This window comes from Ahniella affigens, assembly GCF_003015185.1.
GTDB lineage: Bacteria > Pseudomonadota > Gammaproteobacteria > Xanthomonadales > Ahniellaceae > Ahniella > Ahniella affigens.
Genome location: NZ_CP027860.1, coordinates 184,164 through 200,153, shown reverse-complemented (window position 1 = coordinate 200,153; position 15,990 = coordinate 184,164). Strand labels below are relative to the sequence as shown.

Below are 15,990 nucleotides of genomic sequence, written 5' to 3'. Positions count from 1 at the left end.
GCCCGGCACGGTGGATGGTCTGAGCGTGCAAGCAGGACTTCCTCAGACCTGCTCTTGCAATTGTTTGGCCCAAGGCAGCGGACTGTATCCTCGCTACCCGACGCCGATGAGACAGCCTGATAGACTCCCGATCACGCGGGGCGGTATGGCGGAAGGAGGGGCTCCATGGCATCCCGGATCAGTGCAGTCAGTTGGCTCGGCTTGGGCGTGATGGCCCTGTTTGCGTGCGCCCTCCTGCTCGGCGGCATTCAAGGGCTCTGGTTTGCGTTCCAGCACCAGCAGGCCTCCGCAACCGTATTGCGCTATGAGGCGTCGCAACGAACCTTGACCGAGCGCAAGTTGCTGCATGCGCGCAGCGGCGGCGCCACCGATTACGTCGACACGCGCAATGTGCCGGTCCTGAATCCAGTGGTGCGTTTCGACGTCGACGGTCGCTCGATCGAGATCACCAACCATGGCACGTCCATGAACCAGCCTTATGCCATCGGCAGCACCGTTCAGGTCCATTATCTGCGTGGCAATCCAGAGGGGGCCGTGCTGGCGGACAACGATTGGGGTGCTGGCGGTGGGGTCATTCAACTGCTAACCGGCGCGTTGGTGGCGTCAATGCTGTATGGGGTCTATCGCCTGCTTCAGGGGCAACCACCGGCATTTCTGCGGCATTGGCGGACGCTGCCGAACTTGCCGCAGCCGCCGCAAACCTGAAATTGTTCCGCCTTGCAGGCGGCCGTCGGATCGTGGTCTGCTGCGCGTTGCCTCCTGCCCCGCGCCCGACCCGAAACGTGGGCGTCACGATTCGAACTCGACGATGACCCAAACCTCCGTATTCGACCACCCGAAACCCGACCTGCCGCTTGCATTGATCCTGCAGCAATTGCAAGCCGACTATGGCTTGTCCGGCGCCTTGAAGCCCTTGGTCAGCGAGCGCGATCAGAATTTTCGTGTGGAGACGGGCGGAGGCGCCTGGGTGCTGAAGATCGCGAACGCCGCCGAGGATGTGCGCTTTCTAAAACTTCAGAACGCGTGCCTAACCCACCTCGCTGAGATCGACCCAGCGCTCGGCGTCCAAAGACTGATCCCGGCGCGAAACGGGCAAGACCTCGTGTATTGGACACACGCTGGGCAAACTCATGCCGTGCGTTTGCTCAGCTTCCTGTCTGGCGACTTGTACTCAGCCGCACCGAAGTCGCACCCATTGCTCGCATCACTCGGCCGCCTGATGGGCCGTTTGAGTTGCGCGCTACAAGGCTTTTCCGACGCCTCGGCGCATCGGCCTGATTTTCTGTGGAATCTCGACCGCTTCCCGCAAATAAAGTCCTGGCTGCCCGACGTCGCGGGGTCGGAGCGCGATTTGGTCGGCCGCGTGTTCAATCGCTACGACACCCGCGTCGTGCCGCGGCTGAAGCACCTCCGACTCGCTGTGCTGCATCAGGATGCCAATGACAACAACCTGATTGTCAGCACGACCGAGCCACCCGCAGTCACCGGCCTGATCGATTTTGGCGACATGTGCCAAGGTCGGCAGATCAACGAACTGGCGGTCACGCTCGCTTATGCCTTGCTCGATTCGGCGGATGTCTTGGCCGATGCCGGTGTGCTGATCCGCGCCTACACGGCCGAGTTTCCGCTGCAGGCAGCCGAGGCCAGCGTGCTGTTTGATCTGGTGGCCGCACGGCTGGCGATGAGTGTTTGTATTTCGTCCCATCGCGCGAAGGACTTTCCGGACAACCCCTACCTGTTGATTTCGCAGCGATCTGCGTTCGCGCTGCTTGCAAAACTCGATCAGACCGATCCCGAGTTTCTGTCTGCCTTCGCACGTCATGCGGCGGGGCTTGATGCCGTCGGCAGTCACTGCACCATTCTGCAATGGCTGCAATCGGCAGCGTGTCACCCGGTGCCGGTGCTTGGATTTGACTTGCATCGAAGTCAGAGTTTGTTGGTGTCACTGGCACCAACGGCCGAAGGCGGTGACCTGCTGCACGATCCCGCCGCGCACAGTGTCTGGCTCGCGAATCGCCTGTCGGCGGTTCAAGCCCAGTTTGGTGTCGGCCTCTATGGCGAACAGCGTGGTGGCGGTGTCTATGCGGGCGAGCAGTTCGCGAATGCCGCATCACCCGAGCGGCGCACGCAGCATTTGGGGATCGATTTGTTTGCGCCAGCGGGCACGCCCGTCCATGCGCCGCTGCCGGGTCGCGTCGCCAGCCTTGCCAACCATCAACTGCCGAATGACTATGGCCCAACGCTGATTCTGGAACATCAAGCGGGCCCGAACGGCCCGACGTTCTGGACCCTGTATGGCCATCTCGCCGCCAGCGTGCTGGAACGCCTGCAAGTCGGTATGGCGATCGCAGCAGGCGACGTCATCGCACACCTGGGCGATCACACCATCAACGGCGGGTGGGCGCCGCATCTGCATTTCCAGATCATCACCGATCGATTGTCTTACACCAATGATTTTCCGGGCGCCGGCCAACCCTCGCTGTGGCCATTGTGGCAACAGCTGTCGCCGGATCCGAACCTGATCTTGAGGCTCGCGCCGGAACGCTTCGCTGTGGATCCGAATCCACCCGCTTTGCTCTTGCAACGCCGCGCACAAGTGCTGTCGCCTTCGCTGTCGATCAGTTACGCGCACAAACTGAAGATTGTTCGGGGCCAGGGCGCCTATCTCTATGATCACACGGGCCGCGCTTACATCGACGGCGTCAATAACATCTGCCATGTCGGGCACTCGCATCCGCATGTGGTTGCGGCGCTGGCGAAGCAGGCGGCACAGCTGAACACGAACACCCGCTATTTGCACGAGACGATTCTCGACTACACCGAGCGGCTGACGCGCACGTTCCCAGAACCGTTACGCGTGGCGTTTCTGGTTTGCTCTGGATCAGAAGCCAATGAGCTCGCGCTCCGCATCGCGCGCACGGTGACGGGTCGGCAACACACCATCACGTTGGATTGGGCGTATCACGGCAATACCAATGCCGCGATCGACGTCAGCCCGTACAAGTTCAATCGCAAAGGTGGCCGCGGCAAGCCGGCGCATGTACAGATCGCGACGTTACCTGATCCGTATCGCGGTTCATTCAAAGGCACCAGCGCCGCAACCGGCGTGGCCTATGCGCAGTCTGTTGCGGAACAGATCGCCGTGATTCGCGCGACGACGGGTCAAGGTCCGGCCGCCTTCATCGCCGAGGCGATCTCAGGCTGTGGTGGCCAGGTATTCTTCCCCGATGCGTATCTCAGCACGTCCGCAGCGTTGGTTCGCAAGGCGGGGGGCCTCGTCATTGTCGATGAAGTCCAGACTGGCTTTGGCCGCATCGGCGAGCAGTTCTGGGCACATGGCCCACAAGGCGTGATTCCAGACATCGTGACGCTCGGCAAACCCATCGGCAACGGCCACCCGATGGCCGCAGTGATCACGACCGCCGAGATCGCGCGCGCGTTTGCGAATGGCATGGAATTCTTCTCGTCGTTCGGCGGCAATCCGGTGTCTTGCGCGGTTGGCATGGCCGTACTCGATGTCATTGAACAGGAAGGCCTGCAGCACCACGCGCTGACTACGGGCGAATACTTGAAGCGCGGGCTGCTGGCGCTGGCAGATCGTCACGCACTGATAGGCGATGTTCGCGGCCAAGGCTTATTCGTTGGCGTTGAACTCGTGCAAGACCGCGAGACCTTGACGCCTGCGACCGAAGCGGCGACTCGCGTCGTCAATCATATGCGCGAGCATGGCGTGCTCCTGTCGACCGACGGGCCGTTCGACAATGTGCTCAAGATCAAACCACCATTGGCGTTTGGCCGATTGGAAGCGGACGTGATGATCGATGCACTGGATCGGGCATTGACTGCGCCGCACTGAGGCCCGCGCTTTCCTACGCGCCCTCATCATGCATTTGTTCATGCATCACGCTTTTGAGGGTGTTGCCAGCTGCGCTGGTGATGACGCCAACCTGTCGCATGTAACCCCCAGCCCGCCCCCGCGATCGCAGGGGAGGCGCGCTCCCTCTCCCACGCGAGTGGGAGAGGGCTGGGGAGAGGGCTACTTGCCACACTGTACCGCCGTGAAAATCGCGCATTGTCACCGACAGTTTGAGGCGCGAATAGGCGCACCAAAGGAGCGGCTGGACGCCCACGCGAGTGGGAGAGGGCTGGGGAGAGGGCTACTTGCGACCAAGATGGTCATCGCAGCGGAATTGCAGGAGTTTGCCAAGACAATAGGTTTCCGATCTCGTCATCGAAGGCGCATTTCCCAGCGCAACGTCCTACACTTTGCCTCGCCCCCACCTGCACGCGGAGACGCTCATGAAACTTGGCGCATTTTCGATCAGTCTGGCAGTAAAGGATATCGCGGCGTCTCGAGCGTTCTACGAAACTCTCGGATTCACTGTGTTCGGGGGAAAGCAAGAACAACGCTGGCTCATCATGAAGCAAGGCACGACACTTATCGGGTTGTTCCAAGGCATGTTCGAGAAGAACGCGCTGACGTTCAACCCAGGCTGGGATAGTGACGCGACATTACTGCCCGAGTTTGCCGACGTGCGCGAAATCCAGGCCCATCTGAAAGCGGCAGGCATCGCTGTGGAGCAAGAGGCCGATCCCAACAGCAGCGGCCCGGCTTTTATCACGCTGACCGACCCGGACGGCAATCCGATTCTGATCGATCAGCATGTTTGACCGCGTCGGCGCCAATCGAGTGGCAATCAAATGAGCACCAACGCCGTGGTCGATTGGTTCGGACCGCATTTCACGTCCTTGCATCCTTTGCTGCAAGATTTGCACCGTCACGGCGGCCAATTGCAGGGACAGGTCGATCTGGAATTTGGTTCCGGACTCGCGGGTCTGATCGGCCGACGCTTGGCGCGCAAACTTGGTCTGCCCACCACCGCGGGCCCGGTGCCGCTGCGCGTCATCATTTCGCATCAGGAGGGCGCCTTGCACTGGTCGCGACGGTTCGAAGGGTTGCCCCCAATGCACTCGGTCTTTGAACCACATGGTCACTTTCCGGAGGGCCATTGGCTGGAGCAAACGGGCCCACTTCGCCTTTGTCTTGGCGTGGATATCGAAGGGGGCGGCTGGCGTTGGGTACCGCGCCGAGTCGCCTACCATGGCATTCGCCTGCCCTTGGCACTATTCCCGACTTCCGAAGCCGGCAAGCGCATCGTCAACGACGAATACGAGTTTTCGGTGCGGTTCAGCCTGCCTGGATTCGGCTTGCTGCTTCGCTATGGCGGGTGCTTGCAGCCGCTGCCAGCGGTGCGGGACACAGCGGCCTGAGCGCGCGTCAATTGGCCTGACTCAATCAGGACCTCATTGCATCAGGACTTGCTTGCCAACTGTTCGAGCAAGACCATCCAGCGACCATCAGGCGCAAGCAATGCCTGCAACTCCTGTCGCAAGTCCGTCGCCTGGATCCGTGCCTCAGACGCTCGGCCCGACGCTTGCAGCCATTGCACGTGGTTGATCAGTAGCAGCCGGGTGCTGGTGGCATCTGCTCCATCGTTTGCAGTCGCCAAAGCAAGGGCCCGATCGAAATCTGCTTTGGCTGCTTCCAGCTTGCCTTCGGCGAGCGCCAACTGGCCGCGCTCGGCGAAGTATCCGGGCGTTGACGTAGCGGCATCGACGATCGCATCCAAGTGCGATTGTGCTTCGGCAAAAGCGCGGCGCTCGCGCGCCAACGCAGCGAGGTCAATTCGAATATCGATCAGCAGCGCCGGATCGAAATCGGCATCATGGTGCGCTTGTTGTAGCAGGGCGCTGAGCGCTTGCTCGGCAGCAAGCCTGGCACTGGTGAAACGCTGGTTGCGCGCGATCCCATACTGCAATACCGCGTTTGATTCGCCGGCGTTAGCGGGGTCCTGCTGCTGAATCAGCAACAGGCGCTGATAGCTTGCCATCGCGCGTTCGGACAAGCCAGCGGCCTCCTCCGCCAAGGCCAGTCCATGTAGCGGCACTTTGCTGCCTAACGAACCTGGGCCGTCCAACTGGTCATGGATCGCGACACTCGCCGCAAGTGGCCCGATGGCCTCGCGATAGTGTCCAGCCCAACGCAGCGTGCCGCCTTGCACTTGCAACGCATAGCTGTACGGATAGCTCAACTCGCCAAACCGCTTGCGGCGCAAGTCGACAAGCAGCGCCGCATCGGGAATGGCCAGGGCAGGCTCGCCGGATTGCGATTGTCCGATCACATGCATTTCGAGTGCGTCCGCGACGCGAAAGTGATCTGGCCCAAGATGTTGACGGAACAAGCTGCCGGCAATGGTTGCGTGATTCAAGACCGATACCCCTCGGTCTTCTTGCGCAGCATCGTGCCGGGCCAAGTCCAAATGCGCCATCGCGGCCTCCAGAGTATCGGCACCGAATCGCGAGTTGGCACGTTGCAGCGCCTCCTGCAGAAATGCTTCAGCCTCGACAGTTTCACGTTGATAGCTGAGGATCGAGCCCAGAAGTCGCAAGCTTGCCAAATGCGCGCTGCTGTTCGGCGCGAACTGGGCGCGCAGCGTCAGCGCGTCGCGCGCCAATGGCACGGCGGCTGCGAAGTCTTCCATGTCATACAGCGAATACGCTTTGCGATGCAGCGCTTCGCCGAGTGCGGCGGGCATGTTTCCGGCCTTGGCCACAGTGATCGCTTCATCGTACAAATCCAAAGCCTGCTGGCGCTGCCCGATGTTTTGATAGACCGAACCGAGAATGGTGGCAAGTTCGGCGCGAGTCGCCGGCTGATCCTGCAGAGATGCTTGCAAGCCATGCAGGCCCGCATCGAGAAACTGCGACACAGGTAGATCGCGCCGGCCTCCCTGTTCCGGATCGGCCCCCTGAAACACCGTCACCATGTAGTCCTTGACCGCCCGCGCCGCGCGCTCGGCGGCTTGTGCCGAGTCGCGCTCCGCTCGCATTTGCCACGAGAACCCGCTCAACACGATCAGGAATAGGGCACCGACCGAAACGGGCACCCAGTGCCGCCATAGCCATTTGCGTGCAAGGTAGGAGAAGCGTGCTGGCAACGCTAGCACCGCTTCATGAGACGCGTATCGCCGCAGATCCTCGGCCAGTCGCTCGATGCTGGCGTAGCGTTGCTCCGGCTGCTCAGCAGTCGCTTTCTTGATGATGGCGGCGAGCTCGATGGGCAGGCGACTCAAATCCGGCAGCGACTCAGATTCTGGCCAAGGTGCGTCCAGCGTTTCGGCCAGGAGCAACCCCAAACTGTAGACGTCAGTCGCCGTGCTGACGCGCTTGCCAGCCTTCTGCTCCGGGCTCGCGTAGCGCGGTGTGTAGCTGAGCTGGGTTGTGCCCGGCGGCGTTGACAGGCGTGGCTCCGAATCTGCGTTCGGCAGCTCCGCGTCTTCAAGCAGGCGCGAAATTCCGAAGTCCAGCAGCATCGGCCGGCCATTCGGCATCACGAGTATATTGCTTGGCTTCAGATCGCAATGCACAACCAAACGCTGATGCGCGAAACCCACCGCCGCGCAGATTTCGCGCAGCAGATTCAAGCGTTCCTGCTGGCTCACGTGGTGGCGTTGACAATAGTCTAGTAGAGGCAAACCATCGACATACTCCATCACGAGATACGGTTGGCCACCCGGCGTGCTGCCGCCATCCAACAAACGCGCGATGTTTGGATGGGTCAGCGTCGCGAGAATCTGCCGCTCGCGGGCCAATGTACGCAGTGCTGCGGCGCTCGGCACGCCGCCCAGCAATTTGACAGCCGCCTGCTGCTGAAAGTGGCCATCGCTTCGTTCAGCGCGAAACACTTTGCCCATGCCGCCGGCACCGATCACCTCTTGCAAGGTATAGGCCCCGAGCGTGCTGCCAGTGGTTGGTGCGCGCGCGACATCCGTAACGGCCGCATGCAACGGCGCGGCGCTGAGCGTGGTGCCCGCATGCGCGAGCAGGCGCCGAAGCTCGGCCTGTACAATGGGGTCATCGTGCAGTGCCGCTACGGCCTGGTGCTTTGCATCAACGGACTGTTCAGCAAGCTCGTAAAACAGCGCCTTGACCCGGGCGTACTGCGCCGGATTCAGCAACGGCGTGGCGGCAGCAGCTCCTTCCGTCACAAGTTCGTCTCCAGGCGCGAATTGAGCCAACTCTTTGCAAAGCGAAGTTCGCGATCCACGACCTGCACATTGACCGCAAGCACCGCCGCAATCGCATTGCGGTCAAGACCACCGAAGTACGCGAGATGCAGCACTGCGGCCGCCCGCGGGTCGTGGCCCTCGAGCTCCTGCAACGCGCGATCAAGGGTCAACAAGTCCGCCATCATCGACTCTTCGCCAGAATCAGCATGCGACAACGTTACGTGCATGATCGCGCCGCCACGTTTTTCGGCATCCCGGGCGCGAACATGGTCGATCAGCACCGCGCGCATGTAGAGCGACATCGACGCACAAAAGTGAGCGCGGTCCTGCCAGGACGGCTCCTGTCCAAGCACGCGCAAGACGGCTTCGTTGACGAGTTCCGTTGGGGACAAGCAAGGCGGGCCTGAGATTGCCGACAAGCGTTCCAACGCGATCCGCCGTAATTCGGCATAGGCGACCTCGAACAAGCGGTCGCGGGCACCGTCCTGGCCTTGGCGCCAGGCTTCTAGTTGCTGGGTCAGTTGGCTCGGACCGATCGATGCGGACATGGCATAGCTCGGGAAATCGGGAACCAAGCATAGAACGCGCGAAGCGACGACTGAAGACTCTTTCGGCCCCCATCCCGCGGGTTCGAGATTGCCCCGCTAACGCTACCAATTCAGCGGCCGACCGCCAGCCACCGGCGGTAGCCCAAGCATCAGTCGGTAACCACTTCCCGCCGCTTCGCCGTATGCAGCATCCACAGATTGCGGCTGTAGATGAAGAGGCCGGAGAACTGGCCCATGGTGAACACGAGGTCGCGTTTGTGGATGGCGTAGGCGGTCAGCACCAAACCGCCCGCCAAACTGATCCACCAAAAGATCGTTGGCACGACCACGCGCTTGGCCTTTTCGGAGTACAGCCACTGCACAATGAAGCGGCTCGCAAATAGCGCTTGTCCGAAAATACCGATAACCAGCCACATGTTGAGGTTGTGCGCCCAGGACGCGAAGAAGTCGGACATGTTCAGAGTTCCTTGGCGGTCGTACGTTTGCTGCGTTTGATCAACCACGCGACGCCACGCAAGTCGCTGATGCCGACCCACAGGCGATCGAGCATGCCGTACTTGGAGACGCCCGCCGTGCGCGGTCGATGCGCGACCGGCACGCTTCGCACTTGCCATCCGGCGCGCTGCACGAGTGCCGGCAAATAGCGGTGCATATGATCGAAATACGGCAGATCGAGAAAGACCTCGCGTTCGAAGACTTTCAGGCCGCAACCCGTATCGGGCGTTGCATCGCGGAGCAGGCGGCTGCGCACCGCGTTGGCGACTTTGGACGAAATGCGCTTCGAGAACACATCACGGCGCGTGGTGCGCCAGCCGGCAAACAGCTTCACGTCCGCGGGTGCAGCGAGATGCTCTTGCCACAACTTCGCGAGATCCGCTGGATCGTTCTGGCCATCACCATCGAGCATGCCGATCCATTGGCCACGGGCCGCTTTGACACCGTTACGAATCGCGGTGCTCTGACCACTCTGGCGGCTGTGCTGCACCACGCGGAGTTCGGGCACGCGGGCCTTTTCGGCGCGTAACACTTCGGCGGTGCGATCTTTGCTCGCATCGTCGACATACACAATTTCGAACGGCACCACGCCGCGCAGGGCAGCGGTGATTTCATTGATCAACGGCGTGAGGTTGTCCTGTTCGTTATAAACCGGCACAACCACACTGAGCACGATATCCGACATGGCTTGGCATTCAGTTTTTCTGGATCAGCCCGCCATCATAGCGCCTGCACCAGTCCACCAGCAGGGGCAATCCTTCGGAAATCCGGGTTTTGGGCGAAAAACCAAGCTCGCGTTCAGCTGACTCGGTATCCGCCATCGTGGCCAGCATGTCGCCAGCCTGCATCGGTTTGTAGCGTTTTTCGGCCGGTTTTCCGGCGGCCTGCTCGATCGTTGCGATGAAGTCCTCAAGCGCTTCCGGCGTGTGATTGCCGAGGTTGAAGACCCGATGCGGGACGGATCCGTCGGCAACCACCGGCGGGCGATCGAGCGCGGCAATGACGCCAGCGACAATGTCGTCGATGTAAGTGAAATCGCGTCTCATTTGCCCATGGTTGAACACGTCGATCGGTTTGCCGGCCAGGATCGCGCGGGTAAACAGGATCGGCGCCATGTCCGGGCGTCCCCAAGGGCCATAAACCGTGAAGAAGCGGAGACCGGTCATCGGCACGCGGAACAGATGCGCGTAGCTGTGCGCCATCAGCTCGTTTGCGGCCTTGCTTGCGGCGTAAAGGCTGAGCGGCGCATCGATTTTCTGGATTTCCGAGAACGGCGGCTCGTTGCTGCCGCCATAGACCGAGCTGGATGAAGCGTAGACCAGGTGCGCCGGCTTGTGCTGGCGCACCTGTTCCAGCAGGTTTGCGAACCCGACCAGATTGGACTGCACGTAGGTGGCTGGCGATTCCAGCGAAAAGCGCACGCCAGCCTGAGCAGCCAAGTGCACGACGAGACGCGGCTGGTGGCGGGCAAAGACACCGGCCAGGGCCGTGGCGTCGGCGATATCGACGGGTTCGATCGGGACGCCCGGAATCAACGCCGCCACGCGGTCTTGCTTCAGCTGGACGGCATAATAGTCGTTGAAATTGTCGAGGCCGACCACGGTCTCACCGCGGGCGGCAAGCGCTCGCGCCACATAGGCACCGATAAATCCGGCGGCGCCGGTTACCAGAATCGGAGCGGTCATCGAAGGTCCAGATCAAGACGAAGGCGCGGCAGGATAGCCGAGCGCCATTAAATTCGTGTACAAGATAGGGCTGTGACTCTTGTTTTCCCAAGGCCCCATGAGCGACCGCATCGACCCCCAGACCGCCGCGCGCCGATTGGTCGAGCTGCGCATTGAGCATCGCGATCTGGACGCGGCGATTGCCGCAATGGCGCAAGACCAGCACTGTGACGAATTGCAGCTGAAGCGCATGAAGAAGCGCAAGCTCAAGCTGCGCGACATGATGACGTTCTACGAAAGCAAGTTGATCCCGGATCTGGATGCCTGATGGACAGCGTCACCCGCGACATTCTCCGCCGGCTTCGCTGGCGCCAATGGGTCGCCAAGGGCATCCTGCTGGGGCTGCTGGCGGCCACGTCGGTGGCGCTGTTATTGATTGCGACAGAACCAGCCACCTGGCAGCAGCGGTGGCCAGCGTTGGTCGGCACGGCGTATCAGGTCTACCTGGGCATTGGCGTCCTGACGCTCATCAGTCTGCTCGTTGCGCTCGGACGATGGCGCCATAGCCCGGTGCTGATTGTGCTCGCTGCCTTTGTCGCCATCGGGTTTGAGCTGCTGGTGCTTGGCCCGGGCCCGCACCTGCTGCGGTTGCCGCTTGCGGCGGCACTCGGCTACTGGGCGGCCCGGACGTTGCTCAGGCCCGCATGAATGAGTGGGTCGTTCAAGACTTCGTACGCCGCTCAGAGGCTCCGGCACCGCGTCGATCCTGGCGCTTCATTCTGGGGGCGGCGCTGTCGATGATCCTGCACGGGTTGCTGCTGCTATGGCTGATCGATCCGGTCTTGCGGAGCCAGGCGCCGAGCAGCACCACACGGCGACCTGAGTTGCAGGTCGCGTGGTTCGAATTGGTGGACGTCCCCCCGCAACGCGAGCCACCCGAGCCCAAACCGAGCCCGGCGCCGGCCCCGGAACCCAAGGCAGCGCCGCCCGTGGCGCCAACGCCAGCGACACGCGCACCGGCGTTGATCGCGACGCTGGCACCCGACGCAACGAGCGCAGAGCCCGAACGTCCCGCCGACTCGAATGCGGCAGAAGCAAGTAGCCCCACGCCGCCCGCTCTGACGGGTCTGGGCGAATCCGGTGAGGTGGCACCTGCCACCCACGGCCAACCCGAGCCGGCCGACTATGTTTGGGATGTTTTGAGCCATCTGGAGCAATTTCAGTCGTACCCGGAGCCCGCGCGCCGACGGGGCGAATCCGGTACGGTCTTGATTCGGGCCCGGGTTTCCCGGCATGGTGTGGTCCTGGCTGCGACGGTGCTCAGCAGTTCCGGGTCCAAGCGCCTGGACCAGGCTGCCCTGGCCTTGCTGACCGCTGCCTCGCCACTACCCGAACCGCCGCCTGGAGAAACTGCGATTACCGAGCTCGAACTCCCCATCGTCTACCGCTTGGGACCGCTGTGAGCAGCTGGACCGCGGTATTTGCCCAGCACAGCGGCGAGCTCCGGGCGGTGCTGGCGCGCGTGCTCGGCGACCCAAGCCTGGCCGAGGACTGTGTCCAGGACACCGCTTTGCGAGTACTTGATCAGCCCATCGAAAGCGTGCGGGACCCACGCGCGTTTCTGTTCCAGGTCGGCTACAACTTGGCCAAAGATGCGCTGCGCCGCCGGCAGGTCCGGCAATCCGAATCGCTGGACGAGCACGAAGGCGTCGAGCGCGTTGCCGATGTCTCCCCAACCCCCGATGCCCTGCTGCAGTCGCGCCAGCAATGGGCACAAGTCAGCACGGCGCTGGCGGCGATGCCCCCGCAGCGGCGGCGCGTGCTGTGGCTGATGCGCGTGGAAGGGATGAGCCAAAAGGAAGTCGCGGCCGAGCTTGGCCTGAGCCCGAAAACCGTGGAAAACCACATGACCCTGGCCTTGAAATCGCTGGCCAGCCTGATCAAGGAGCGCGTATGAGCGGCACCAGTATCGACCGGACGATGCGCCGTCTCATGGTCCGTTGGGGGAACCAGCGCCTGGCTGCGTCCTCAGCAGCGAAGGAGTGTTTCTGTGACTGAATCTCTGCAACTCGAAGCCCAAAACTGGTGGTTGGCCCTCGCGGCTGATTGCGAGGATGTGGCGTTGCAGGCGCGTTTTGATGCCTGGCTCGCGGCAGACGATGCCCATCGCCTGGCTTATCTGGACGTGCTCCTGGCGAGCAATGCGCTGGATGCCGGATTGGCGGGCCTGCCTGAACCCATCGCCACTGACGCAGATGCGGACACTCCGGCCGACACTTGGGCCACACCGACCGCGGCGGGCAGCGCACACCTAACCACCGCACCAGGCCGGTTCTCGACCTGGAAGCCTTGGTTTGCGGGCATGAGTTTGGCCAGCGCGCTCGTACTTGGCGTGCTTGCATTGCCGCTGCTTCGTCCGGCCTACGAGTCCCGCAGCGCCGACTGGCGGACTGCACCCGGGTTGATCGAAACGCGAACGCTCGACGATGGCAGCCAGGTACAGCTTGGTCCCGACAGCGCCGTCCGAATGGTGTTTGGCCCGAATGGCCGCGAAGTCGAATTGCTCCGCGGCGAGCTGAATGTGCAAGTCGGCGTGGACCCGCGCCCGTTTCTCGTGCGGCATCAAGACTTCGAGATTCGCGATATTGGCACCCGCTTCTGGGTGGATGAGTCGGGCGACAGCCTGCGCGTCGCGGTGAGCGAGGGCGAAGTGTCGGTGCAATCGAAGGCGGGCGAGCCGCCACAGCACATCGTCGCCGGTCAAAGCCTGGAATGGCAGCCCGACGGCGTCGTCAACACCGGTAAGGCCGTGACGCCGGAATTGGCACCAGACGTACTCGTGCTCGACAACGCCGATGCCCGAACCGCCTTCGCCCGCTTTGAGCGCTACAGTGGTCAGCGCCTGCAGTGGCTGGGTGATGCCGGCAACAAGCGCTTTACCGCCGCGCTGCCCATTCGCAACAACGCCGAGCAGGACGCTGCGTTCGTGCAGCTGCAGCAGGCTTACGGCGTCTCGGTGCGTGCGAACGCACTCGGTGTGCGTTGGCTCGGCGCGAACGGCGGGTGAGCGTGGTTTGCTCACGCGCGAGCCGGTCATCGCTCGCCGGCCGCCGCGCGCGCGTTCATAGCCAATTGCGCCCCAGACAGCCTCAGCCCTGAGTCGGCAGCGTGTTTTGCCTTGCCGGCGTTAGCCGCACCTCACGGTGACAACACATATTGCCGTCATCCTGGCGCAGCCGGGATCCAGGGCAATTTGGCGGCAAGCTTGCACCCTGGAATGCCTTTTCGCCGATTGCGATCTTGCCGCAAGCTTGCCCTGGATCCCGGAATCCGCTGCGCGGCTTCCAGGATGACGACAATAGCGCCCCCATCACGCAACACCACATTACTCAAGCGGCCCGGGGGATTACCCTGAAACTCGACGCTGCAGATCGTGCGGAGGCGACTAGGGCCAACAGGTCGCCGCGATATCCCACCAACAACGTCCATGCGCATACCGTCTGTTTTGTCGGGTGAGCTCGCAACGCGCCCGCGACTGACTTGCCCCCACTTGTCAGCGTCGCGAAACAGCCGCAAAGTATGAACTCCAGGTGAGCTCGTTCGGCCAGCGCCGGTCGCCGCACGCCGCTGCGAGTTTGGAGTTGGTATCGGCATGGATGGGCATCAACGATGGAATGGCTTGGCTGGCTGCCTCGCGGCCGCGATGATCCTGCTTTTGCCAGCGCCCCACGCGTATGCCGACTCGGCGGCTTGGGCCTTGCCGTATCAACGCGAGCCGATTCAGATCGACGGGGTCCTGGACGAGTGGCCAGAGGACGCGATGCGCCGTCGCTTTGCGGAAACGGACTTGCCGGCCGACCGCGCGAATCACGTCAGCATCCAGGCCAGCTGGACGCAGGACGAACTGCTGATTGCCGGCACGGTGACTGATCAAGAATGGATGCAGGCGCCAGAAGCCGCGCAGGTCGATCAGTTTCACCACTACGACTCGCTGCAGATTTATCTCGACCCGCGCGGCGATTCCGAAAAGCGCATGAACGGTGATGATATCGACCTGTTGCTGCTGCCGGACGGGCGCTACGGTCTGTTGCGCGGTGATGAGCTGGTGGCCGAACTGGCGGCCGCCCAGGTGCCGCAACGCGAGTCCGCCCCCTTGGCCGTCCGCTATGCCAGCCAACGGGATGGCGACACTTGGCGCTTCGAACTCGCCGTCCCATTTGCCGGCCTGGGCCTGGTGCCAAGCGCACCCATGACCATGAAGATGGACGTCGCGATGAACGATTGGCTGGCGCCGCAGCCGCTGGCACCCGGCGCGGCGATTTCGCGCGCCGCGTTGCTCGGGCAAGAAGCGGCGCCGCCGAACCCGGCCCCGACCGTGGGCACCGAGTTGTGGCCGCTGACCTGGACCGGGCAACGGGATTTCGGCTATCCCGCCTACTGGCAACCGCTGCAGTTGCAGGGTGGCCCGGACTGGCTCGAACGCATCGCGCGGCAGCTCGGCATCGAGCGACTGGCACTCGCCATGGCGGGACTGAGTTTGATCCTGGTTGCCCTGGTCGCGATCTGGATGCATTGGCGCAATCGGCGTCATCTGCGCGCCCTGATCGCCCGTCTCGGCGATCTGAATCCCCACGATGCGCAATCGACGCCGCCAGTTCAGTCAGCACCTGATCCTGAGCCAACGATCGCCGCGGCATCCGAATCAACGGGGATCGATGAGGCGCCAACAGGAACGATCACGCCTAAGGACGCGACGGCATCGGAGCCCGATTCAGCATCAGTCAGCGCCCATCGCGACCGCATCTTCGCAGAACGTGCTGCGGACTACGTTCGCCGGCACGTCAGCGATGAGCTGACCCCGCAGTCTCTGGCTGACGCGTTGCATGTGTCGCTTCGCACCCTGCAGCGCCATCTGCGCGATGGCCTCGATACCAGCCCGCAGGAGTTGCTGCTGGCCATCCGACTGGAGGCGGCAGCTGAACGGCTGCGCGACCCGGCGCGCCGGATCCAGGAAGTGGCGTTTGATTTGGGCTTCCAGGACCTCTCGCATTTCTCCCGTCGCTTCCGCGCCGCCTACGGATGCACACCTTCGGCCTATCAACAGGCGCGGGTGCAATCACCGCGACCAAACTGAGCCGTCGCGACCGGTCACGAGCCTACTGGCGCGGCCAGACCAATCGTTGACGCGGCAGGCCTAACGGCGCATCCCGCTTC

15 protein-coding genes are annotated in these 15,990 nt (G+C 62.6%); 10 read left to right on the top strand and 5 right to left on the bottom strand.

Going from position 1 to position 15,990, the window contains the following annotated elements:
• The first annotated feature begins 165 nt into the window (after window positions 1-165).
• From C7S18_RS00720 to C7S18_RS00705, 4 genes are all read left to right on the top strand, one after another.
• Entirely contained in the window at window positions 166-705 is a 540-nt protein-coding gene (locus C7S18_RS00720) for a DUF3592 domain-containing protein (protein ID WP_106889739.1), read from the top strand.
• A 103-nt stretch (window positions 706-808) separates the two neighbouring features.
• Complete coding sequence (locus C7S18_RS00715) at window positions 809-3,856, top strand: aminotransferase class III-fold pyridoxal phosphate-dependent enzyme (protein WP_170113032.1); 3,048 nt, start codon at window positions 809-811, stop codon at window positions 3,854-3,856.
• Between the two features lie 443 nt (window positions 3,857-4,299).
• Window positions 4,300-4,671, top strand: a complete 372-nt coding sequence (locus C7S18_RS00710; RefSeq protein WP_106889737.1) for a VOC family protein — start codon at window positions 4,300-4,302, stop codon at window positions 4,669-4,671.
• A 30-nt stretch (window positions 4,672-4,701) separates the two neighbouring features.
• Entirely contained in the window at window positions 4,702-5,271 is a 570-nt protein-coding gene (locus tag C7S18_RS00705) for a DUF4166 domain-containing protein (protein ID WP_106889736.1), read from the top strand.
• A 41-nt stretch (window positions 5,272-5,312) separates the two neighbouring features.
• Here the strand turns inward: C7S18_RS00705 and C7S18_RS00700 are convergent, their stop codons facing one another.
• The 5 genes from C7S18_RS00700 to C7S18_RS00680 all read right to left on the bottom strand — a co-directional run bounded on the left by C7S18_RS00700 (window position 5,313) and on the right by C7S18_RS00680 (window position 10,797).
• Window positions 5,313-8,048 carry a serine/threonine-protein kinase gene (locus C7S18_RS00700; protein ID WP_106889735.1) on the bottom strand — a complete coding sequence of 912 codons (2,736 nt, stop codon included), beginning with the start codon at window positions 8,046-8,048 and terminating at the stop codon, window positions 5,313-5,315.
• The gene (locus C7S18_RS00695; RefSeq protein ID WP_106889734.1) at window positions 8,045-8,617 is read right to left on the bottom strand and encodes an ECF-type sigma factor; all 573 of its coding nucleotides are present in this window, start codon (window positions 8,615-8,617) and stop codon (window positions 8,045-8,047) included. The genes C7S18_RS00700 and C7S18_RS00695 overlap by 4 nt, the downstream gene beginning before the upstream one ends.
• Window positions 8,618-8,766: 149 nt before the next feature.
• Window positions 8,767-9,072, bottom strand: coding sequence for a lipid-A-disaccharide synthase N-terminal domain-containing protein (locus C7S18_RS00690; protein WP_106889733.1), 306 nt, complete (start codon window positions 9,070-9,072; stop codon window positions 8,767-8,769).
• A gap of 2 nt (window positions 9,073-9,074) precedes the next feature.
• Window positions 9,075-9,797 carry a glycosyltransferase family 2 protein gene (locus C7S18_RS00685; RefSeq protein WP_106889732.1) on the bottom strand — a complete coding sequence of 241 codons (723 nt, stop codon included), beginning with the start codon at window positions 9,795-9,797 and terminating at the stop codon, window positions 9,075-9,077.
• Window positions 9,798-9,807: 10 nt separating this feature from the next.
• Window positions 9,808-10,797, bottom strand: a complete 990-nt coding sequence (locus C7S18_RS00680; RefSeq protein ID WP_106889731.1) for an NAD-dependent epimerase/dehydratase family protein — start codon at window positions 10,795-10,797, stop codon at window positions 9,808-9,810.
• Between the two features lie 97 nt (window positions 10,798-10,894).
• On the opposite strand from C7S18_RS00680, the gene C7S18_RS00675 reads away from it, so the two are divergent.
• The 6 genes from C7S18_RS00675 (at window position 10,895) to C7S18_RS00650 (ending at window position 15,910) form a co-directional block, all read left to right on the top strand.
• Window positions 10,895-11,104, top strand: coding sequence for a YdcH family protein (locus C7S18_RS00675; RefSeq protein WP_106889730.1), 210 nt, complete (start codon window positions 10,895-10,897; stop codon window positions 11,102-11,104).
• A complete protein-coding gene (locus C7S18_RS00670) occupies window positions 11,104-11,484 on the top strand; it encodes a hypothetical protein (protein WP_106889729.1) in 381 nt (126 codons plus the stop codon). The genes C7S18_RS00675 and C7S18_RS00670 overlap by 1 nt, the downstream gene beginning before the upstream one ends.
• Window positions 11,481-12,239 (top strand): TonB family protein, encoded by a 759-nt coding sequence (locus C7S18_RS00665; RefSeq protein WP_106889728.1) that lies wholly within the window; start codon window positions 11,481-11,483, stop codon window positions 12,237-12,239. Before C7S18_RS00670 ends, C7S18_RS00665 begins: the two co-directional genes overlap by 4 nt.
• On the top strand, window positions 12,236-12,733 hold the full coding sequence (locus C7S18_RS00660) for an RNA polymerase sigma factor (RefSeq protein ID WP_106889727.1): 498 nt from the start codon (window positions 12,236-12,238) through the stop codon (window positions 12,731-12,733). The genes C7S18_RS00665 and C7S18_RS00660 overlap by 4 nt, the downstream gene beginning before the upstream one ends.
• 93 nt (window positions 12,734-12,826) lie before the next feature.
• Window positions 12,827-13,843 (top strand): FecR family protein, encoded by a 1,017-nt coding sequence (locus tag C7S18_RS00655; RefSeq protein WP_106889726.1) that lies wholly within the window; start codon window positions 12,827-12,829, stop codon window positions 13,841-13,843.
• A gap of 585 nt (window positions 13,844-14,428) precedes the next feature.
• On the top strand, window positions 14,429-15,910 hold the full coding sequence (locus C7S18_RS00650) for a helix-turn-helix domain-containing protein (RefSeq protein WP_106889725.1): 1,482 nt from the start codon (window positions 14,429-14,431) through the stop codon (window positions 15,908-15,910).
• The last annotated feature ends 80 nt before the right edge of the window (window positions 15,911-15,990 follow it).